This window comes from Halobellus ordinarius, assembly GCF_031823395.1.
Taxonomy (GTDB): domain Archaea; phylum Halobacteriota; class Halobacteria; order Halobacteriales; family Haloferacaceae; genus Haloquadratum; species Haloquadratum ordinarius.
In genome coordinates this window covers 40,763-62,227 of the sequence record NZ_JAVQKJ010000012.1, presented here as the reverse complement: position 1 = coordinate 62,227, position 21,465 = coordinate 40,763, and the positions used below count along the sequence as shown (strand labels likewise).

The following is a 21,465-nucleotide window of genomic DNA, read 5'->3' as shown; positions in this document are numbered from 1 at the left end:
CTACGACCTCGACCGACACTACGACCTCGACCGACACTACGACCTCGACCGACACTACGACCTCGACCGACACTACGACCTCGACCGACACTACGACCTCGACCGACACTACGACCTCGACCGACACTACGACCTCGACCCCCGACGGCAAGAAACTTGAGATCGACGGCAGTGGCGTGTACGACCGAGTGAACTACACGTTCAGCGTCGACGGGAGCGTCGAGCCAGGGGCCAAGGCGAACGACAGCGACACGATCGACGGAACCACCGTCGACGGCCACGTCGAGGGCGGCATCGACGACTACTGGGTCACCGGCGACTTCACCAGCTTCGAGATCGACGGGGACGTCACCGTCCGACTCGACGGCGAGACGGTCGATCCCGACAGCCTCGTCACGGTCGTGAGAGAAGTCGTCATCGACGGCGGAGCCACGTCTGATCGGGTCTGGTACACGTTCGGTGTCGACGGGACTATCGAACGCGGTTCCGCGGCCAACGACAACGACGTCATAGAGGGGACCAGCGTCTCGGGGCAGGTCGAAGGTGGCATCGACAGCTACCAGATCACCGGGGAGTTCACCAACTTCCAAGTCGACGGGGACGCCCCGGTTCGGATCGACGGCGAGACAGTGGACCCGGCAACGCTCGGGCCGGACCACGATCTGCCGCACGAACTCGTCGTGATCGGCGACAAGAGCCCGGCGAGCTATCGCGTCGAGACCACGGGGTCGGTCGCGAAGCGCGACGGGATGTGGGGCGCCGAATCGGATGACAGCGCGGACGGGGCAGTCGCCAGCGGAACCGTCAAGGGAGACCGTGACACGTTCGGCTTCTCCGGGACGGTTGTCCAGTTGGCGATCGATGGTAACGCCTCGCTCACCTTCGGGGAGTGATCCGGATGGGAGCTACCTCCCCCGTCGGGTCCGGAGCGACCGCCGACCGTGTGGGTGACACCGCTCGGGAGCATCGACCCGCCGTCACACACTGCGGGGCAGGCCGGTGACGAACGACGCCGTCCCCGAGGAATGGCGTGAGCGGCCGGTCGATCCGGCATCCAACCAGGACCTCGGCTACCACATCGACGACTGGGAGCGCATCCGGGCGCGGGATGTCGACGCAGAGAAGTTCCTCTATCTCCCCGAGGACGAGGAACTGCTCCGTCAGGAGGCGTTCATCGTCGTCCATCCGGACGACGTCTGCGATCTCGACAACCACCGATAGGCGGGCGCCCCGATACCCGCCCGCGGCGGTCAATACGGGGCCAGCGGATCATCCAGCGGTCAATACGGAGCCAGCGGATCATCCAGCGGTCAATACGGGGGCAGTGAGTCACAGCGGCAGTCCGAGAGAGTGGATAATTCCGGACGACGAAACGAGTAAGAGGCTCCCCCGCATAGCCCGTGCTATGGAGCGTCCAGCTGATTCAGCGACCGAGGCGGCGAAATACCAGTACGACGATGGGACAGTCGAGATCGTGTTCGCCGCTGAGGAGGGCCGAGTGCTGACTGTCCGGGAGTATCCCGACGACGCGAGTTTCGAAACCGAGATCGAACCGGCGAGGTACCTGGGTCAGCACTCCGGGATCGCCGAGTTGCCGCCGGTCGAGGCCTTTATGTCAGGAGACGGGAGCGACGACGAAGGAACAACCCGCTAAGACGACCCCGAAGAGACGACACCGACCTTATGTGCCCGCGGCGTTGGTATCGGTCGGGTCGGCGATCTCCCGCAGTTGCCCGTAGGCCTTCGCGAGCGAAGTGAGGTAGCTGAGGAGAGCGAACACGAGCTTCTCGGAGACCGAAAGCGTGGTCCACTCACGGATCGAGCGCTTGAGGAACCCCGGCTTGGGAGGCAGGAAGGCCCGCGGGTTGAGCGCGTAGACGAGCGGGGAGCCGTACCGGTCTGGGTAGTGACGTCGAAGCTGCGTCTTGCCGCGGCCGACCCGAACGGCCTTTCGCAGCAGCGCAGTGAGACTGGTGCGCGTCGGGTGGTACATCCGTAACTCGGGCCGGTACTCGACGCGGCGCCCGTCGGCGTGGACTCTGTTACCGAACTCGAAGTCACCACCCGAACGCACCCGCGGATCGAACAGGCCCAACTGGTCGAACACTGACCGGCGGACGACCAGACAGCAGGTCGGCGCGAACAGTTGCTCCTCCATAAAGCGCTCGACGTGCAGGTCGTTGAGCCGGTTGTACTTTGCGATCGTCCCCTCGTCTTCCGGGCTGAACAGTTCCACATCGCAGGCGAGGTATTCGGTGTCCGAGGCGGCCATCACCCGTGCGACCCGCTCGATCCACTGTGGGCCCACGATCATATCGGCGTCGATGAACGCCACTACGGGGCCGGAGGTAGCGCGGATGCCGCGGTTGCGAGCCGCGTAGGAGCCTCGAACCTCGTCTTCGATAACCAACTCGATAGCCTCGAACGTCTCGCTGTACTCCTGGACCACGCTCGGCGTCCGGTCGGTCGAACCGTTGTCGACTACGACGACCTCGTGGCGCGAATTGGAGTACGACTGCCGAACCAGGGAGTCGAGCGTCGCGCTGATCCCCGCCGGATCGTTGTAGACCGGCACGACGATCGAGACGAACGGCAGTTCCGACTCCGGCGCGGGGACGTCCTCACTACTCCGCCCCGACGTATCCGCGTTCACTGCCGAGAGTTCACGATCGGTACTCACTACCACAGAATTCCACAGGAGTGTATATAGTTATGAGAACCGTTCGCGGCCCCGAGACGACGTCGACGCGGTGAATGGACGGGTAGGAGGTGTATACTCTTCATTCCGGTCGCGCCCCGTTGGGATAGGATGGTTTACAGCGCCGCAGTGATCGGCACCGGTTCCGATCCGGACGAGCCAGGCCAGGACGGGTATGCGATGGGGTACCGACACGGTCACGCCTACCGGCGGAACGACGCGTGCGAGTTGGTCGCCTGTTCCGATATCGTCCCCGAGAACGGTCGCGCCTTCGCCCGCGAGTTCGGTCTCGAGGACGCCGGCGTCTACGAGGACTACGAGGCGATGCTCTCGGCGGTCGAGCCCGACATCGTGAGCGTCTGCGTGCCGCCTTCGATCCACGCGTCGATCGTGATCGGCTGTGCCGAGAGTGGCGTCCCGCAAGCGATCCACTGCGAGAAGCCGATGGCCGAGACCTGGGCCGACTGTCAGGAGATGGTCCGCGCCTGTGAGCGCGCGGGCATACAGTTGACAATCAACCACCAGCGCCGCTTCGGCGCGCCGTTCCGGGAGGCCAAACGGCTGCTCGACGAGGGAACCATCGGCGATCTGCGTCGGATCGAAGTCGCGGAGGAAACCCTGTTCGACGCCGGGTCCCATCTGTTCGATCTCTGCGGATACTACACGGAGGAGGCGGCAATCGAGTGGGTGCTGGCACAGGTCGACTACCGCGAGGAGAACGTCTGGTTCGGCACGCCGAACGCCACACAGGCCCTGTCACAGTGGCGCTACGAGGACGGAACCCAGGGACTGGCGAGGACCGGGGCATCGAACCCCGACGGGGGATGCTATCTCCGGTTGATCGGCACCGACGGGTCGATCGAGATCGGGGTCGAAGATGGCCCGACGCTTCGGGTCCGCAGCGATGACAACGGCTGGCGGACGATCGGCACTGGCGGGGAGACGATCCACGGCTGGGCCTCGCCGGGGTACGTTGGCGCTGCGGTGCGGAAACTCAAGGAGCGACTGCCGCTTGTCGCACCCGAAGACAGGAGCGGCAACGTGTTCATCGAGCGGGCACTCGCAGACGTCGTCGACGCGATCGGAACCGACCGGACGCCGGAGCTGGCCGCGGAGCGGGCGCTTCGGGCGACCGAGGTCATCTTCGCCAGTTGGGAGTCGGCACGGCGGGGCGGTCGGGTCGACCTCCCGCTGGATATCGAGGACAATCCGCTGGTCGCGATGATCGAGGCGGGACAGCTGGGGCCCGAAGAGGAGGCGAGCGGCGGCGAAGCTGATGCTGATGCGGATTTCGGTGCCGATTCCGATGACGACGCCGACGCCGATGTTGATGCAGGTTCTGGTACTGATTCTGACGCCGATTCCGACGAGCAGACCGCCGCGGCCGACGGCGGCGAATCGACCTCGGGGGCCGAATGAGCCCTCGCGCCCGCCCGGCGTCGGTATCCGGTGTGTACTTTTGTACGGGGCGAGGGACGTACCCGTCAACGGGATGAAGCTCGGCGGTATCAGCGGGCGGAAAGTCTACTGCACTCGTGGCTATACTGCGGGCGTCTGGACCGGCAATGAGGGGTTCGTCGGCCGCGGGCGGCTTCCGAACCCCGAAACGGGACTGTCGCGTGTCTCGTTCGGGATACTGAACGGCCGGCTGACCAAGCGGTTGCTCCGACCGGTCGTCGGCGCCTGGACGACGACGAACATCTGGCCGCTCGACGCCGGGATCGTCCTCGCAACGGTCGGACCACAGGTGTTCCGCTCCGGGGACGGTGGACGAACCTGGACGCCGGTCGCCCGTCTCCCGTCGTGCTCGGGACCGATGGGCGTCCTCCCGACGTCGGTCTGCGAGCACAAGGGGACGTACTACCTCGCGGAGTACCCCCTCGGGGACGTCCCGGCCCGGATACGCGCGAGCAGCGACGGCGGACGGACCTGGGAGTCGGTCGTCGAATCCCGCGACGTGCGCCACTTCCACGGCGTCCACCGTGATCCCTACCGCGAGGAGCTGTGGGTGACCGCGGGGGATACCGACCAGCAGAGCGCGATCGGCCGACTCCGCGACGGTCAGTTCGAGCCCGTCGGCGCCGGAAGTCAGCGATGGCGGGCAGTCGACCTGGCGTTCACCCCGACAGCGGTACTGTGGGGAATGGACTGTTCGTACGCGCGCGAGGTGGAACTCCTCCGGTTGGATAGGAACGGGGCCGGCGAACCCGTCACTGTCGGCACGACCGACGCATCCGTCTACTACGCGGAGACGCTCTCGGACGGTCGGGAGACGTGGGTGGTGCTGTCGACCGCCGCCGAGGTCGGCGTCGACAGCACGGCCCCGCCGGGACGGCGTCACAACGAGAGCAGCGACGTCGCGCGCGTGCTCGTCTCCTCGTCGACTACCGGGTTCGAGGAGTGGCACGAACTCGCCGCCTTCGAGCGACGGCGGACGCTGGGAACCCACGTCTCGGTCGTCCCCACGGCCAGCGCGTATGTGTTTCTGGCCGCTGATCCGTCTGTCGGTCTCGTTCTCAACCCGTTCAACACGCAGACGCATCACGGGGATCTCCTCCAGGTGTCTCTGGATCGTCTGCGTTCGCTCACGGCCGCCTGATACTGATTACTCTCACTTTGTACCGCCGAGCGCCACCCCCGTTGGCGGCGTTCGGCGGGAAGAGACGAGAGTAATCAGTACGAGAGGGCACGCACCTCGCAGTGGAAGGAAGCGCTTAACCAAATATCGCCGGGGTGCAGTCCACACCAACCCGCCGACATCCGACCAATGCCACCGGACCTACTCACGAATGCGAGCCGGGGGGCGAACCTGATCAAGCATCAATCGCTGAAGCGAGCGAAGCAGCGGCGCGGCGCCTCTCAGGTCCCGGAAGCCCGGTTCGACGACGTGCTGGATCGCCACGCCGAGGGTCACTCGGAGGTATTCGTCCACGTCGGTCTGAGCGACGTGAAGGGTGCGTTCGCGACCAACCCATACGAGTTCCTCCGGTCGAAGCTCAACGCACGCTTCGAGAGCGTGCTCGCGCCGGGGTTTACCGACTACTTCGCCACCTCCGGCGTCTACCACAAGCAGTACTCGCGCCCGAAGCACGGCACCTTCAGCCAGCTGTTTCTCGACGACGCCGACTACCGCACCGACGACGCGATGAAGTCGATTCTGGTCGAGGGAGAGTACCGGTTCGACGACTGCGTCCACCACGACTCCTACCACCCCGAGGGCTGCTTCGCGAAGCTAGTCGAGGAGGACACGCTGGTGCTCGACGTCGGCACGCCCTGGCTGACCTGTTCGCACCTGCACTACTTCGAGAGCCGCTTCGACGTGCCGTACCTGACCGAACGGACCTTCGAGGGGGTAATGTACACGGACGAGACCGACTGCGAGCGGATCGAACAGACCTGTAGCATCCAGCCCTCGCCGTTCTACTCGTGGAACAAGCCAAAGCTCACGCGCCGCCTCGACCGGGACGGCGCGCTCGACAGGTACGACCTGAACGGTCTCAAGGTACTGTTTTTCACCCTCGGCGACCTGCAATCGTCGCTCGCACCGCGGCTGCGCGCCGATCCGTACTATCTCGTGACGCTGTGACGGCCGGTCACGTCCCGCGGTCGAGACGGATTCCGGAGACTCCGAGCGCGAACCGGTTCCAATCGACGACGGCGGAAGCCGGCGGCCGCCAGCCTCAGACTGTCGGATACAAATCTGCAATGGACTCGTCATCACAGGATGACGGATCCCGAGAAACAGTCGTGGGAGATCGTATTAGCTATCCTCGAACTGCTCCAGGTAGCTCTCCCTGATCGTCTGCTGCTGCTCGTCGGTCAGGTCCTCGTACTCGCTGTCGTATTGCTGGCGGGCCAGTTCGTCCCAGGACTCGACCCGGTCGCCGGTCTGCGACTGGAACTGCGCGTCGTAGTCGGCCTCGATCTGCTGTTGGGTCTCGACGTCGATCGTGGTGGTAGTGTAGTCGTCGTTGAATGCCACGTCGAGGCCGTACTGCTGGCGTGCGATCTCTTCGCGGGTCAGCACTTCGGTGACCACCAGTCCGTCCGCGAACGGTTGGCGCTCGTGGATCTCCTCGATCTGGGTTTTGGTCTCGCCACTCAACTGATCGTGGTCGACGCCGTACTTCGATTGGCTGATCTCGTCGAGCGACGCCGTGTTGGCGCCGTCGCTCGTTTCGTCACTCGTCTCGTCACTCGTCCCACTGCTCGTCGAACTGTAGCTGTCGTAGTCGGGCTCGTAGGCGACGACCGCGGTCATACTATCGTCCTCGCTGTAGATCCCGTAGATATGACCGCCGGCCATCTGTCCTAGTTCGGCCGCCTCGAAGAGTTTGGTGTATTCGACCCCGATTCCGACGGTCGTCCGTTCCCCGGGATCGAGCGCGACAGACCGTTCGATGCCGTACGATTCCGGCTCGTCGTCACCGTTCAGATCGATCCGGAACTCGACGGACTGGTTGTCCCGGGCGTCGCCGGTGTTAACTATCGTCGCATCGAACCGCGTGTCCTCGCCGATGTCCAGCGTCTCCTCTCCCTGGATCTTGGCCACCGCGAAGTGGCTCTCCCGCACCTGCAGCGGGAGCGACGTGGTCTCGTTCGCCACCGCGAGGTCGAGCGAGTAGTTCCCGCGTTCCAGGGTGCTCGTGTTCAGGGTAAACTGGAACGTCTGCGAGCCTCCCTCGTCCAGCTGGACCGACCGCGTTTCCGTCTCACCGGCCGCGTCCGGCGTTTCGAGGCTGAGGGTCGCCGTGCCCGCCACGTCGCCCTCGTTCTGCACCGTTCCCGTGACGTTGATCACCTCGCCACGGGTGACGTTAGCCGGTGCGTCGACCGCTTCGAACCGGTACGTCGCCGGCTGCAGCACCGTCAGCGTCCCCTCAGTGGTGCCCTCCGGGCTCGCAATTTGGTACGCGTAGGTCCCCGGTGAGAGGCTTTCAGTCGGAATCGCCAACGCGACCTCCGTCTGTTCGCCGGGAGCGACGACCGGGGACGCCTTCGCGACTACCTCGCTCGAGCTGAACGTGCCGTCGCCGTCCCGGTCGAGTCGAAGTTCGATCGTCTCCATTCCCCGGAAGTGACCCCGATTACGGATTGTGGCCCGGACGGACGCCTCCTCGCCCCTGACGACCGGCGGCGCGGTCGCATCCGTCAGGACGAACCTCGGCGGGTCAAGAGTGACGCTCCCGTCCTCGCGAACCGTCGGTCCGTCCCCGTTAACAACGACCGCGTACGCGACGGTTCCGGACTGGACCGCCGTCGGAGCCACCTCGAAGGACACGGTCTCGCTCGCGCCCGGCGGGATCGTCACCCTGCGCTCGGCGACCGCCGTTCGGGCAGTCTGGGTCCCGTTCGCGTCGACTAACAACGTCACCGACCGGGTCACGTTCTCCGTGCCGGTGTTGTTGAGAGTCGCGCCCACCCTGAGGGCGGAGTCGGTCCCATCCGTGGGAGTCGCCTCGGCCGAATCGATGCTCACCGGCTGTGCGCCGACGTTGAACCCGGTCACTGCCGCCCCCGCGGCGGCCGTTGCTGTGAGGCTCACGACCAGCAAGAGCGCTATCCTGGAGTTGCTAAATAGCATAGGTATGGGTTACCCTGAAACGTATATTGTAACACTCCGTATAATCCCGCGAACAGCTCCCACCTTCGTTGTCGGGCGTCGTTTTCCCACACACTGTCCCGGGTCCGCTATCTGCCACGGCGATCGGGCGACGGTATCGAGCAGCGCGTTCGGTGCCGGAGCTGTAGCCGGCCGGTGAGGGCTCGAAAACCGGTGGAGTCGCCCTCCCTGCGGCACAGCTTCGATCGACGCCGCCCCTGCGAATCACCCGTTCGAGTCATCGTGGTCGGGCGTTACGGCAGAACACGGACTCAGCGTACGTGATACTGCCAGACAGCACTGTTTCGGGAAGCCAGTCAGCGTCGAAAAGGGGTGGTTGTCCCGGGATGACATCCCGGAGGGGTGGGGAGCGCGCCGGAATGGTGGGCAGGGGGGTATCCTCCGGCGCAGTTACTCCTTTCTCGCTTTCACGTATTGTTATGCACTCTCTAAGACGTACCTCCGACGACGCACGGGACCTGTGTGCCCTGTCGGGACGAGTCCGTAATCGCCCGCGCGCTCCCGACCTGTCCCGTGTCTGGCCATCGATCAGCGTCGGGGTGATTACACACCTACGAATGTAATTTGTTTGTTGGACATATATAGTTCGGCAGCTCGCACTACAGCTTTCGCTCGATTCCACTGGTGGTGCACAAGGGTCGCGGACGCGGTCGACCGGGACACGGGTGCAGGCTGGACGTCCGTCCAGTCAATAGGGGGTTACTCACGAGTAATCAGACCATACCGGGATCAGTCGGTCAATAACAAATACCAAACGAGCATCCGAACTGGACGAACAGATTATGAGTGGACCCCGAAATAGCGTCAAGCCGCCAATCCTCCGAACGAGCAGTCGAACCGACGGCGGGCTCGACACTCGAACTCCGAAGGTGACGCGCTGATGGAGCTGGAAAACTGTCGGGTAGGCGACGGATCGGCAGTCGCCGAGAACGCGACTGTCGGGCACAAGTACGAATCCGACGCCGGTCCGACGGTCCTCGGCAGGGAGGCGATCGTGCGTTCCCGATCGATCATCTACGGCGACGTTCGCGCGGGCGACAGGTTCACCACCGGACACGGAGTGCTCGTCCGCGAACACACAACGATGGGTGACGACGTGCTCGTCGGGACGAACGTCGTCATCGACGGTCACACGACGGTCGGTTCGGCGGTGAGCTTGCAGAGCAACGCATACGTGCCGTCCGAGACGGAGATCGGCGACAGGGTCTTCGTGGGGCCGGGAGCAGTCCTCACGAACGACCCCTATCCCGTCCGCACGGAGGTCGACCTCGCGGGGCCGACGCTCGAAGACGGCGTCTCCATCGGCGCCAACGCGACCGTCCTCCCGGGGATCACCGTCGGCGAGGACGCCTTCGTGGCCGCCGGTGCAGTCGTTTGCGAGGACGTCCCGCCGCGGACGCTGGTCGCGGGCGTCCCTGCCGAGGAGCGCTCCCTTCCGGAGCCGCTCGCTGATTCGAATACGATACTATGAGTCAAAACAGCATTCCCATCGCCGATCCGGACATCGGACCGGCAGAACGGGACCGAGTAGAGTCTGTCCTCGAGAGCGGCCGGCTGGCGGACGGTCCGGCCGTCCGCGAGTTCGAGACGGCGTTCGCCGACTACTGTGGCGCCGGCCACGGCGTGGCAACCGCGAACGGAACCGCCGCGCTCCACACCGCGCTGGCTGCTGCCGGCATCGGTCCGGAGGACGCCGTGATCACGACGCCGTTCTCGTTTGTCGCAAGCGCCAACGCGATCCGGTTCTGCGGGGCGACCCCCGTGTTCGCCGATATCGACCCCGAGACCTACACCCTCGACCCCGAGGCCGTCCGGGGCGCGGTCGAGGAGCGTGAGGATGCGGCCGCGATTCTCGCGGTCCACCTGTACGGACTGCCGGCGGAGATGGATCGACTCCAGGAGATCGCCGAGGAGCACGATCTGCTGTTGATCGAGGACGCCGCCCAGGCCCACGGGGCGACCTACGACGACACCCCCGTCGGAACCATCGGCGACGTCGGGTGTTTCTCGTTTTACCCCACGAAGAACATGACGACCGGCGAGGGAGGGATGGTGGTCACCGACGATCCGGACATAGCCAAGCGCGCTTCCCGACTGGTCAACCACGGACGCGGCGACGCCGATACGCACGGCTACGACCACGTCGAGGTCGGGTACAACTACCGGATGATGAGTATGGCTGCCGCAATCGGGCTCGAACAGCTCCGGAAGCTGCCGGAGTACAACGAGCGTCGACGGACCAACGCCTCCCTGCTCTCCGATCTCCTGGCGCCGGTCACGGAACTGAGCCTGCCGGTCGAGCCGCCGGGTACCCGGCACGTCTACCACCAGTACACGGTACGCTGTCGCGACCGGGCGGCACTCCGTGACCACCTCCGCGCCCACGACGTCGATACCGGGGTCTACTACCCGGTAGCCATCCCCGACCAGCCCGCCTACGACGGGTTCGATCCGGACGTCCCGGAGGCCAGACGGGCCGCCGAGGAAGTGGTCTCCCTGCCGATCCATCCCGGGCTCGACGAACCGGAACTGAGGCGGGTGGGAAGGGCCGTCCGCAGTCACTACGACGAGGCCGTTCCGGAGGGGGAGGTCGTTGACTGAGAACAGTCCCCTCCACGTCGGCGTCATCGGGGTCGGGAGTATGGGGACCCACCACGCCCGCGTCTACGCCGAACTCCCCGAGGTTGAACTGGTCGGCGTCGCGGACGCCGACTGGGACCGCGCAACGGAGATTGCCGAGAAGTACAACACGCGGGCGCTCAACGAGATGGCGTTGCTCCAGGCGGTCGATGCGGTTTCGATCGCTGTACCCACCCCCTACCACGCGGAGGGTATCAGAAAAGCCCTGACGGCTGACACGCACGTCCTCGTAGAGAAACCGTTCGTCGACGATGCCGCCGAGGGCCGCGAACTCATCGCCCTCGCCGACGAGCGCGACCGCCGGCTGCAGGTGGGCCACATAGAGCGGTTCAACCCCGCGGTCGAGACGCTGACGGACATCGTCGCCGAGATGGATGTCCGCGCGGTCGAGGCACGGCGCCTCGGCCCGCCCATCGATCGGGAAAACACCGATAGCGTGGTCCGGGACCTTATGATCCACGACATCGACATCCTCCTCTCGCTTTTCGACGCCGACGTCGCCGACGCTTCGGCGGCTGCAGTCGACGGCGACCCCTACGTCTCGGCCACGCTCAAGCTCGAAAACGGGGTTCTCGGGACGCTGACTGCCAGCCGCATCACGCACCAAAAGGTTCGACAGCTCGCCGTCACCGGTCGGGAATGTCAGGTAACCGTCGACTACCTCACGCAGTCGGTGGAGATCCACCGACAGTCCCTCCCACAGTACATCGAGCACGAGGGCGACGTCCGCTACCGCTCGGAGAGCGTCGTCGAGCGGCCGCAGGTCAACAGTGGCGAGCCGCTCCGGCGGGAACTGCAGTCGTTCGTCGATGCTATCCGATCGAATCGGGAGCCGGCAGTCTCCGGCAGTGACGGCCTCCGAGCACTGGAACTGATCCGACTGATCGAAAACGAAACCGAACAACGGCCGGCGGCAGTCGTTGATTCCTGAGCATATGACGACGGACACATCTACGCAAACCGGGACGGTGGGACTGTACGCAAGCGATGCGACGACAGAGGAACAGCGACGGGCGTTCTGCCGAAGCCGCGTCCCGACAGCCGTCTACGGGCTGGGCAAGATGGGGCTTCCCCTGGGGGCCGTGTTCGCCGAGACGGCGGGTGCGGTCCACGGTGTCGACATCGACCCCGAGCGCGTGGGGACGCTGAACGCGGGGGAAAATCCCTTCGAGAACGAACCCGGCCTGTCAGCGGTGCTGGCCGACGTGATCGAGGACGGCCGGTTCCGGGCGACAACCGACGGCGAGATGGCCGCCTCCGTCGCCCGCATTCATGTCATCACCGTTCCCACGCTCGTCGACGATGCGGAGAAGCCGGATCTCTCGTATCTCCGGGCCGCGACGAGGACGGTCGCCTCCGGCCTCAAGTCCGGCGACATCGTGCTCGTCGAGTCGACGGTGCCACCGGGGACCTGTCGGGACGTCGTCGCCCCGATCCTCGCCGAGGCCGGCACCGAGACGTACGGCCTGGCGTTCTGCCCGGAACGGATCGCCAGCGGCAGTGCACTGCGGGACATCAGGGAGTCGTACCCGAAGATCGTCGGCGGGATCGACGCCGAGAGCGGCCGCGTTGCCGAACTGGTCTACGGGGAGCTCACCGACAACGAGGTCATCCGCGTCAGCGACGCGACGACTGCCGAGTGCGTCAAGCTCTTCGAGGGCGTCTACCGCGACGTCAACATCGCCCTGGCCAACGAGCTCGGCCAACTGACTGACGAACTCGGGATCGACGTCATCGAGGCCATCGACGCCGCGAACACGCAGCCCTACTGCAACATCCACACGCCGGGTGCCGGCGTCGGCGGCCACTGCATTCCCTATTACCCGTACTTCCTGTTCGACGGGCTGGAAAGCGATGCCCGGCTCGTCCGGACCGCCCGGTCGGTCAACGAGGGGATGCCGCAGTTCGTGGTCGGACGGCTCGCCGAAGAGCTGGCCACCGTGGGCACGTCCATCGGCGACGCGACGGTCGCCCTGCTAGGAGTCACCTACCGGCCTGGCGTCCCCGAGACGCGGGAGTCCCCGGCTATCGACATTGCCGATCGGCTGCGGGACCTCGGCGCGAGTGTGCTCGCGACCGACCCGCTACTCGAGGAACCGCCGGAGATGCCCGGCGAGTTCCTCTCTCTCGAGGCGCTCGAATCGCGTGAGATCGACGCCGCGATCCTGGTGACCGCCCACGAGGCGTTCGAAGAAATTGACTGGGACGCCTTCGAGGCCGAGAGGAACGGCGCGTCGACCGGCGTGGGTGCCGACGCCGTACCCGCCACGGACGATACCCGGAGGGATTCAGCGGAGCGGCCGTCCGGTGAGCAGCCCGGAATCGTCGTGATCGACGGTCGCCAGGCGCTCGACCTCTCGGGGACGCGTCACCGCCAGTACACCATCGGCAAGGGGAGCGAATGATGTACGGGGGGAAGACGATTGGCGTTGTCGTTCCCGCCTACAACGAGACCGAGTTCGTCGCCGACGTGATCGAGACGGTGCCTGGGTTCGTCGATCGGATCTACGTGGTCGACGACTGCTCGACGGACGACACCTGGACTGCGATCCTGGACGCTCTGACGAAGCCGGCGGATGCCAGCCAATCGAGGTCGGCGGCCGTCACGGACGGTGGTCCCGGGACGACCGAGATCGGTCGCGTGCAAACCGGGACCGTCGCGAGCCCAGGGGAAGGTAGCTCGGCCGGGAGCGCCGCCTTCGACGAGCGGGTGGTCGCCATCCGCCACGCGGTCAACGCCGGTGTGGGCGGTGCGATCAAGACGGGCTACCGGCACGCCCTCGACGACGGTATCGACGTGACGGCCGTTATGAGCGGCGACGGACAGATGGACCCGGCGATCCTCGATCGCATCATCGACCCCGTCGTCTACGACGACGCCGAGTACGCAAAGGGGAACCGTCTCCGCTACCCCAAGTACCGCCGACAGATGTCGGGCTGGCGGACGTTCGGGAACTATCTCCTCACGTACCTGACTCGGATCGCCAGCGGGTACTGGCGGATGATGGACCCACAGAACGGTTACACAGCCATCTCGAAAACTGCCCTCGAGGCCATCGATATGGACACCCTCTACGACGACTACGGGTTCTCTAACGACGTGCTCGTTCGGCTGAACACGCACGGCCTCCGGATCGCCGACGTCCCGATGCGAGCGGTCTACGGCGACGAGACCAGCTACATCCGGTACTCCCGGTTCGTCCCCGCGCTCTCGCTTTTGCTGCTGCAGAGCTACCTTCGGCGCATCGTCCACCGTACCGTCCGCAAGGAATCGAGCACAACCGTCACCCTCCAGCTGGTCGGAATCCTTTGTCTCCTGCTGGGAACGGTAGCGATGGGCTCCACCCTCGCCGGGGTAGGCCCGTCGGCAGGCCTCCCGGGAGGCGGTGTGCTTTCGCTGGTCGGCGGCGGCCTGTTTCTGGTCGGCGTCGCGGCCGACAGGCACCGGGGAGCGCGGCTCGTAGTCAGCATCGATCCGCCCGAACCGCCGCAGGAATCGGGCGACGGGACCCGGGTGCCGTCACCCGCGGACGACACCCCGGAGGAGGGCTGACCCGTGCGGATCTGCTCTGTCGTCGGGGCGCGACCACAGTTCGTGAAGGCCGCGCCCGTCTCAGAACGGCTCCGGGATGCCCACGAGGAGGTGCTGGTTCACACCGGCCAACACTACGACGAGGCGCTCTCGTCGGTGTTCTTCGAGGAGCTGGACATCCCGGAACCGGCGTACAACCTCGGGGTCGGTTCCGGCTCGCACGCGGGGCAGACCGCCGAGATGATGCGGGGGATCGACGAGGTGCTCGACGCCGAGACGCCGGACGTGGTGCTCGTCTACGGCGACACGAACTCGACGCTCGCGGCCGCGCTGGTCGCCGCCAAGCGGGAGCCGACGCTGGCGCACGTCGAGGCCGGACTTCGGAGCGACAACTGGGCGATGCCCGAGGAGGTCAATCGCGTCCTCACCGATCACTGTTCGGACCTATGTTTCGCCCCCGCGGAGAACGCCGTCGACAACCTCGCGGCGGAGGGAATCCGCGAGGGCGTCGTGGTCACCGGCGACGTGATGTACGACGCCGTGCTCGCGGTCCGGGAGCGCGCACTCGACCGATCGACGATCCTCTCGGAGCTGGCGGTCGCCCCGGACGAATTCGTTCTGGCGACGGTCCACCGGGCGGCGAACACCGACGATCCACGGCAGCTCGCGGCCATCATCGAGGGGTTGGCGGCCGTTCCGGAGCAGGTGGTGGTTCCCGTCCACCCCAGAACCGAGGCGGCCCTCCGCGAACACGGCCTCCGTGAGCGCGCCGCGACGGAGTTGACGCTGATCGATCCCGTCGGCTACCTGGACTTCCTCCGGCTGCTCGAGGCGGCCTCGCGAGTCGCGACCGACTCGGGCGGCGTCCAGAAGGAGGCGTTCTACCTCGATACGCCCTGCGTGACGCTCCGAGAGGAGACCGAGTGGGTCGAGACCGTCGAGGCAGGCTGGAACGTCCTGGTCGGCGCTGATCCCGAACGGATCGAGGCGGCGCTGACTGCCCGGATCGATATGCCCCCGAAACCGACGCTCTACGGCGGCGGCGACGCCGCAGAGCGAACGGTCACCGCGCTCGAGGAGGTCGCAGCGCAGTCCGGTTTCCGGTAGGGGTCACACTCGGGACAGTCGCAGCGCGGTCCGATTTCCGATGGGGGTCACACTCGGGAAAGTCGCAGCGCAGTCCGATTTCCGAGAGGAGTCGCGCTCGCGGAGGTCGTGACGCAGTCCAGTTTCCGAGAGGGCTCCCTCTCGGGTGGCGGTCGTCATCTCGCATCTCCCGTTCTCTGGATGACGCCGATAACCGACAGTCGGCAGGGCGACAGTGTCGGTGAGGGTCCCCCGTCCGCGACGCCTGTAGTGAGGGAGTAACTATCACCCGACGTCGTAACCGTCCCACTATGTTACCGAAACGGCCGGTGGACGTGCTGCGGACGGGGATCGATATGGAGGCGGAAAACCTGCGCCGGTACGACCTCCCGGTCGCCCGCCGCCTCTGGCTGTATCGCCAGGGCTTTCTCTCCTCGCGGGACGCGATCTACGACCTCTCCGAGGAAACCGTCGATGCGTACCTCTCGGACGTCCAACACCTCCGGACCGAGGGACTCAACGAGCCCAACACGATGGCGCTCAACAACACGGCGTTGTTCCAGCTCGTGGTGTCACGGACCCACGCCGAACTGCTGCCGACGTTCCACGCGATCCTCTCGGCGGATCAGGGAGTCACACCCGTCCCCGGCGGCGACGTCGAAACGTTCGACGACCTCGTCGCCCTCGTCCGCGAGAATCCCGTCGTCGTCAAGCCGCTCAAACAGGCCGGCGGAACGGGCGTCGCCCTGCTCGAATCGGACGGCCAACAGCTACAGTTCGACGGGCAGCCGGTTAGCGAATCGGAACTGGCCGAGATCTGTTCGTCGGGGCCCGACAGGATGGTCGTCGAGTACGTCGAGCAGGCTGAGTACGCGCGGGAGATCTACCCCGGTGCGGCCAACACCATCAGAGTGCTGACGATGATCCACCCCGACACGGGCGAGCCGTTCATCGCGGCCGCAGTCCACCGGTTCGGCTGGTCGAACACCGGCATCGTCGACAACTGGTCGTCGGGGGGGCTGACGGCCGCGTTCGATACCGAGGACGGCACGATCGGCGAGGCAGTCGCATCGCCGAAGGGCGGGTCGGTCGCGCGGATGACCCACCACCCCGACACCGACACCCCGATCAGCGGGGCCACCGTCCCCGAGTGGCCGCAGATCCGCGAGCGTCTCCTCGACCTCGCCGAAGAGTATCGCGGGCTCTGGTCGTACGTCGGGTGGGACATCGTCGTCACCGACGACGAGGGCGGGTTCGCGCTGATCGAGGGGAACGCGTTCTGTGACGTCGACCTGCTACAGGTTCACGAACCGCTGCTGGCCGACGACCGCGTCCGGCGCTTCTACGAGCATCACGGCGTCGTCTAAGACAGTCGCGAATCCCGCTGCCCGTTCACCGTTCAGGTGTCCGCCGCAGAGCCTGCAGTGCGGCCAGTTTCGGCCCGCACCAGCCTGGCGACCGCGAAGGCCATCCAGGCCTGACACCAGCGCATCAGCGTGAATCGCTTCGTATAGAAGCGACGTTTCTGGTAGTAGAACCGTCCGTCGCCGGCGTAGAGGTTGTCGCAGGTCCACTCGAGGATACGGCGCGCGAACTCGGTGTCGCCGGCCTCGCTGAACGTGACGATGCCCTGCGCGGCGGCGTGGATGTCCCGGGGGAACTGGCTTCCCTCGTCCCAGTTGGGCGCGCCGGTATCCTCGAAGAGCGTGTTCCGATAGAACGAGAGGCCTCGTTCCACTGCGTCAGCGTAGCGATCGGAGCCGGTGACGGCACGATGTCGAAGCAGTGATTCGACGATGAAGCCGTTGTGGTGGTTGTCCATCGAGAGATGCGAGGCGTCGGGCGGGTCGGTGTACATCCAGCCACCGGCGTCAGTCTGCTCGGTGACGACGTAGTCGAGCACGCGCTCCGCCCGCTCCCGGAGGCGCGGTCGGGGGTCGTGGTGGTGCACGTCGAGCAGCAACCGGGCAGCCAGCGCGTTGGCGTTGAGGACGATCGGATCCTCCCCGTTCGCGCTGGCGTGGTAATCGATCCGCGCACCCGTGGCGGTCTCTCGGTAGTTCAGGTCCTCGAACACGAACGGGAGGGCCGTCTCGGCTACCTCTGCGTACATCGGATCAAAGCGTGCGGCCGCAAGCAACGCTCTGACGGCGTAGCCGGTGGAGACGATTCCCGGCGTCTTCGCCGGTCGACGCGTGTGGAGGTCTTGGGTCGCGTGCTGATGTCCGCCGCAGAATCCGGCGTATCCCCTCGTCCGGTTCGCGATCAGCCAGTCGGCCAGCGCGAGGGCCTCCTGATGGTACCGATCCTCGCCGAGGCGGTCGAAAGCGGCCAGGTTGGCCAGGGTGAAAAGCGCCGTCCCCTTGTAATTCCGCCGCTTTTCGACCAACAGAAGCCGTCGCAGATTGATCGGGGCTCGCTTGATTCCCTCCTGGAACGCGAGGTTGAGCCACTTGTTCTCGACGGGAAGCCGCTGTCGGATTCGGCTGCTCATCCCGTCGAAGTAATCCCAGCCCGTGTACTCGCGGTCCCGGGCGTACGCGAGCGTCTCAGCCAGCAGTCCTCCGACGTCGTCGGCCCCGACGGCGCTGGAAACGCCTGCATCACCGGCTTCACCGGGCCTGACGCCAGGATTGCCTTCCGCTTCAGCCGCGTCGTAGCCCGTGGTTCCGCCGGCGATATTGTCGCTGCCGGAGGTGGTTCGGTCGGTGGTGCTCACGGGCGAGCCGTTCGTCCTCGGATCCACGGAAGGATCGCTCACGGTGCCTCCTCCGCCAGCGGGAGCGACTCCGACGCGTCCACCGCTTCGCCGTCGTCGATTGATTCTCGCCACGGTTCGATGCCGTCGACCCCTTCCGGGCCCGCGTTCTCGGCCACGTCGACGATGACCTCGGTGAGATTCACCAGACCCCCGACGTAGGCGTCCCGGCGCCGCTGCCAGTCGGCCGCGACCGAGTCGTCTTCGAGTACCGCCAGGCCCGTACTGATCACTTCGTCGAACTCGGTGGTGTTGTAGATGAGCCCCTGCCGTTCGAGCTCTTTGAAGTTCCCCATATCGGAGTCGCCGACGAATGAGTTCGATCGCACGACGGGCGTCCCGAGCAACGCCGCTTCCGTGCAGACGGTCTGCGTGTCGGCGACCACAAGGCGCGCAGCGGCCAGCGCGTCGTGTAACAGGGCGGGATGGAGGTCGAACTGTCGGGCGGGCAGCTGCTCGACGTCGAGCGTTCCGCCCTCGTCGGAGACGAACACCGTGGCCCGGTCGGCGTAGGTCTCGATCAGCCGTCGGCGCTGGGCCGGCGTGAATCCCGACTGGCCGACGTCGTGGTGAGAGCCGAAGGCGTTGAACCGGAGGACGACGTAGGGCTCGTCGGCCGGTATCCCGAGCGCCTCCCGGATGTCGGGGTTCGGCTCGTAGACACTCGGATGGAGGTAGGCCGTCTCGCTGAACCCGCGGAACTGGTAGTGGTTCGTCCCGAGGTACTTTCGGAAGGCGTGGGGAGTGAGGAAGGCCGCCGCGAAGGGGCGGGAGACCCTGTGATCGATCGAGGTCGGCTCCGAGTCCAGTACCAGTACCGCCGGGGTTCGGCTCACGAACCCGGCGTGGGCCGCGTACGCTCCGACCCCGAAGATCATATCCGGATCGAACGAGCGAACCGTCGGAAGGATGGTACGGTAGTGGCTCGGGAGGTTTCGGAGCACTGAACCTTTGGTCGTGTCACACTCGCCGTAGATGCGATAGGGGAGGTCGTACCAGTCGAGAAGCGCAACCGTACACCCGTAATCCCTGGCGAGGACGAGCGTCTCGTGGCCCGCCGACTCGAGTCGGTCGACGGCGTGCCTGTAGAGATGCACGTGTGCGGGAGTGTTTGTAAAGAAGACGTATCGCATATCGCGACGTTTGGCTGTAGACCGTTTGTAATGAAGGACCTACTCGACCGCAGATGACTCGCCGGCGGCAAAGCGGACGGAGCCGTCACCGGAGGTCCATCGACCGAGGGCAGCACGGACTGGCCCAGTAGGGACTGTTTACTTTCCCAACTGAGGGAACGGCGGCCTACCGACCAGGCAGTCACCCCTGGTGCGTCCTTCGATAATGCCATCTTACTGCGTGAGGTGCCGACGTCCGGACCGATGCGACGCAACGAGGGGACGGGGAGACCGTAGGCGCGGAATAACCATACGCCTGCTCGTCCTTGCAGGAGGCGATGAGGGATTCGCACGGACAACCGTCCGGAGTGAACGGGCAGGAGCCACGGAGGGTCGGCCAATCAGTATGAAGCGTCGTGTCATTGACAGCGGTCTGGTGTCGGCGAATCGGGATCTCCTCCTCGTCGTCGGCGTCGTCGGCGCCGGCGTCGTCGGCGTCGTCGCCGGGTGGAGCGTTCTGGGGCCCACGGCCGCTGTCGGGCTTCCGGTGGCTTTGGCGCTGCTTTTCGTCTTGCCGGGCTACGTCACGATGGAGCTGGCCTACGCCGAGCGGAGACGACCCCGCGACTGGTCGTTACCGAGCGTGGTCGAACGGCTCGCGCTCACACTCGGCCTCAGTATGGCGGTCATCCCCGTGCTGGCGATCCTGACGTATCTCTCTTCGCTGTCGTTCACCGACGTCGCGGTTGTCCAAGTTGTCGCCGGGTACGTCGTGATCGTGTCGGTACTGACGGCCGTCCGCCGGGGGAGATCCGCGGCAGCCGACGCCCCGACACCGGACCGCGAGCAGGACTCGACGTCCCACCTGCCGTCCCCGACCGGGATGTCCTCCACAGCACTCCTGGTGAACGGGGTGTTAGCGGTGAGCGTCATCGCGGCCACCGCCGCGCTCGGAGGGGCGCTGGTGGCGCCGCAGGAGGGTCCCGGGACGACCGACCTTCACCTCCTGACAGAATCCGGCGATCGGGCCGTCGCCAGCGACTATCCGGCGACGATCGGGTCCGGCGAGTCCGCTAACATCACCGTTGGGGTCACGAACGACGAACGGGCGTCGGTCGACTACACCGCCGTGGCACACCTCCAGCGCGTGCGCATCGAGGGACAGTCGGTCGAGGTCGTCGAACAGGCGGAGATCGGCAGATACGAGTTCGCGCTCGACCAAGGCGATACCTGGCAACGGCAGGTGAGCGCCGACGACGCGCTCACCGGTCAGAACCTCCGGATCGCCGTCTACCTCTATCGCGGCGATGCACCCGAGAGCCCGACAGTCGAAACCGCCTATCGGAACGTGTACGTGTGGGTGGACGTGGGACCGGGTGCGACGGGGTCCTCGAACTGATGTGGCCGTGGGGTCATCTGGCTGTCGGCTACGTCATCTACTCGGCGTTCGAGCGACTCCGGGGAGCCGGAGCGCCGTCCCAGCGGAACGCCTTCGTCCTCGCGGTGGCGACACAGGTGCCGGATCTCGTCGACAAGCCGCTCGCCTGGCAGTTCGGAGTGATGGAAAGCGGCGTCGGCATCGCACACTCGCTTCTGGTCGGCGTGCCGATCGCCGTCCTCCTGGGCGCCTGGCTCTACCGACGCGGGCATCCCGGACCCGGCGGGGCGATCGCAGTCGGTCACGTCACCCACGTTCTGGGCGACCTCCTGTTCGGCTGGCTGTTCGGCAAACCGCCGTTACTTCCGGCGTTCCTGTGGCCGCTCCGGTCGACGGTAGAACCGGCATCGGCGTCGGCCGGCTTCGCCGACAGAGTCTGGGACCTCCTCCTGAACAGTCAGGAGCTTTTCGCCACGCCGACCGGGAGACAGTACTTCCTGCTCCAGGGCGTGCTACTGCTCGTCACCGTCGGCTTGTGGTTCAACGACGGGATGCCCGGACTCAAGCCGTGGCGACGCGCTGAAAAGCCATAGCGTCGACGGAAGAGCCGAACTCGCACGAAAATGGACAGCGAGGCG

General features: G+C 65.9%; 19 protein-coding genes. 15 read left to right on the top strand and 4 right to left on the bottom strand.

Annotated elements, in window-relative coordinates; all coding sequences use genetic code 11:
- Nucleotides 1-188: 188 nt before the first annotated feature.
- The 3 genes from RJT48_RS17060 to RJT48_RS17050 all read left to right on the top strand — a co-directional run bounded on the left by RJT48_RS17060 (nucleotide 189) and on the right by RJT48_RS17050 (nucleotide 1,654).
- Nucleotides 189-893, top strand: a complete 705-nt coding sequence (locus RJT48_RS17060) for a hypothetical protein (protein ID WP_311173543.1) — start codon at nucleotides 189-191, stop codon at nucleotides 891-893.
- A gap of 106 nt (nucleotides 894-999) precedes the next feature.
- Entirely contained in the window at nucleotides 1,000-1,221 is a 222-nt protein-coding gene (locus RJT48_RS17055) for a hypothetical protein (RefSeq protein WP_311173542.1), read from the top strand.
- A 184-nt stretch (nucleotides 1,222-1,405) separates the two neighbouring features.
- Entirely contained in the window at nucleotides 1,406-1,654 is a 249-nt protein-coding gene (locus RJT48_RS17050) for a hypothetical protein (RefSeq protein ID WP_311173541.1), read from the top strand.
- A gap of 27 nt (nucleotides 1,655-1,681) precedes the next feature.
- Here RJT48_RS17050 and RJT48_RS17045 read toward each other — a convergent pair whose 3' ends face one another.
- The gene (locus tag RJT48_RS17045) at nucleotides 1,682-2,680 is read right to left on the bottom strand and encodes a glycosyltransferase family 2 protein (RefSeq protein ID WP_311173540.1); all 999 of its coding nucleotides are present in this window, start codon (nucleotides 2,678-2,680) and stop codon (nucleotides 1,682-1,684) included.
- 129 nt (nucleotides 2,681-2,809) lie between these two features.
- Between RJT48_RS17045 and RJT48_RS17040 the strand changes: the two genes are divergently transcribed.
- The 3 genes from RJT48_RS17040 to RJT48_RS17030 all read left to right on the top strand — a co-directional run bounded on the left by RJT48_RS17040 (nucleotide 2,810) and on the right by RJT48_RS17030 (nucleotide 6,284).
- On the top strand, nucleotides 2,810-4,117 hold the full coding sequence (locus tag RJT48_RS17040) for a Gfo/Idh/MocA family protein (protein WP_311173538.1): 1,308 nt from the start codon (nucleotides 2,810-2,812) through the stop codon (nucleotides 4,115-4,117).
- 73 nt (nucleotides 4,118-4,190) lie between these two features.
- Nucleotides 4,191-5,297, top strand: coding sequence for a beta propeller repeat protein (locus tag RJT48_RS17035; RefSeq protein WP_311173537.1), 1,107 nt, complete (start codon nucleotides 4,191-4,193; stop codon nucleotides 5,295-5,297).
- A 168-nt stretch (nucleotides 5,298-5,465) separates the two neighbouring features.
- On the top strand, nucleotides 5,466-6,284 hold the full coding sequence (locus tag RJT48_RS17030) for an AAC(3) family N-acetyltransferase (protein WP_311173536.1): 819 nt from the start codon (nucleotides 5,466-5,468) through the stop codon (nucleotides 6,282-6,284).
- A 174-nt stretch (nucleotides 6,285-6,458) separates the two neighbouring features.
- On the opposite strand, the gene RJT48_RS17025 is transcribed toward RJT48_RS17030, so the two are convergent.
- Nucleotides 6,459-8,243: a CARDB domain-containing protein gene (locus tag RJT48_RS17025; protein ID WP_311173535.1), complete on the bottom strand. Its 1,785-nt coding sequence runs from the start codon at nucleotides 8,241-8,243 to the stop codon at nucleotides 6,459-6,461.
- A 958-nt stretch (nucleotides 8,244-9,201) separates the two neighbouring features.
- Between RJT48_RS17025 and RJT48_RS17020 the strand changes: the two genes are divergently transcribed.
- The 7 genes from RJT48_RS17020 to RJT48_RS16990 all read left to right on the top strand — a co-directional run bounded on the left by RJT48_RS17020 (nucleotide 9,202) and on the right by RJT48_RS16990 (nucleotide 16,946).
- Nucleotides 9,202-9,792, top strand: a complete 591-nt coding sequence (locus tag RJT48_RS17020) for an acyltransferase (protein ID WP_311173534.1) — start codon at nucleotides 9,202-9,204, stop codon at nucleotides 9,790-9,792.
- Complete coding sequence (locus tag RJT48_RS17015) at nucleotides 9,789-10,922, top strand: DegT/DnrJ/EryC1/StrS family aminotransferase (RefSeq protein WP_311173533.1); 1,134 nt, start codon at nucleotides 9,789-9,791, stop codon at nucleotides 10,920-10,922. The genes RJT48_RS17020 and RJT48_RS17015 overlap by 4 nt, the downstream gene beginning before the upstream one ends.
- Nucleotides 10,915-11,892, top strand: a complete 978-nt coding sequence (locus tag RJT48_RS17010; RefSeq protein ID WP_311173532.1) for a Gfo/Idh/MocA family oxidoreductase — start codon at nucleotides 10,915-10,917, stop codon at nucleotides 11,890-11,892. Before RJT48_RS17015 ends, RJT48_RS17010 begins: the two co-directional genes overlap by 8 nt.
- Before the next feature lie 4 nt (nucleotides 11,893-11,896).
- Entirely contained in the window at nucleotides 11,897-13,366 is a 1,470-nt protein-coding gene (locus tag RJT48_RS17005; protein ID WP_311173531.1) for a nucleotide sugar dehydrogenase, read from the top strand.
- Nucleotides 13,366-14,514: a glycosyltransferase family 2 protein gene (locus RJT48_RS17000; protein WP_311173530.1), complete on the top strand. Its 1,149-nt coding sequence runs from the start codon at nucleotides 13,366-13,368 to the stop codon at nucleotides 14,512-14,514. Before RJT48_RS17005 ends, RJT48_RS17000 begins: the two co-directional genes overlap by 1 nt.
- Nucleotides 14,515-14,517: 3 nt before the next feature.
- Nucleotides 14,518-15,600: a non-hydrolyzing UDP-N-acetylglucosamine 2-epimerase gene (gene wecB / locus RJT48_RS16995; protein WP_311173529.1), complete on the top strand. Its 1,083-nt coding sequence runs from the start codon at nucleotides 14,518-14,520 to the stop codon at nucleotides 15,598-15,600.
- 290 nt (nucleotides 15,601-15,890) lie between these two features.
- The gene (locus tag RJT48_RS16990) at nucleotides 15,891-16,946 is read left to right on the top strand and encodes a sugar-transfer associated ATP-grasp domain-containing protein (protein ID WP_311173528.1); all 1,056 of its coding nucleotides are present in this window, start codon (nucleotides 15,891-15,893) and stop codon (nucleotides 16,944-16,946) included.
- A 32-nt stretch (nucleotides 16,947-16,978) separates the two neighbouring features.
- Here the strand turns inward: RJT48_RS16990 and RJT48_RS16985 are convergent, their stop codons facing one another.
- Together RJT48_RS16985 and RJT48_RS16980 are read right to left on the bottom strand one after the other, a co-directional pair.
- Nucleotides 16,979-18,139: an antibiotic ABC transporter permease gene (locus tag RJT48_RS16985; protein WP_425604730.1), complete on the bottom strand. Its 1,161-nt coding sequence runs from the start codon at nucleotides 18,137-18,139 to the stop codon at nucleotides 16,979-16,981.
- Between the two features lie 197 nt (nucleotides 18,140-18,336).
- A complete protein-coding gene (locus tag RJT48_RS16980; protein WP_311173526.1) occupies nucleotides 18,337-19,470 on the bottom strand; it encodes a DUF354 domain-containing protein in 1,134 nt (377 codons plus the stop codon).
- A gap of 385 nt (nucleotides 19,471-19,855) precedes the next feature.
- Here RJT48_RS16980 and RJT48_RS16975 point away from each other — a divergent pair, with 385 nt between their 5' ends.
- The gene (locus RJT48_RS16975; RefSeq protein ID WP_311173525.1) at nucleotides 19,856-20,848 is read left to right on the top strand and encodes a DUF1616 domain-containing protein; all 993 of its coding nucleotides are present in this window, start codon (nucleotides 19,856-19,858) and stop codon (nucleotides 20,846-20,848) included.
- Entirely contained in the window at nucleotides 20,806-21,420 is a 615-nt protein-coding gene (locus RJT48_RS16970) for a metal-dependent hydrolase (protein WP_311173524.1), read from the top strand. The genes RJT48_RS16975 and RJT48_RS16970 overlap by 43 nt, the downstream gene beginning before the upstream one ends.
- Nucleotides 21,421-21,465 lie beyond the last annotated feature (45 nt).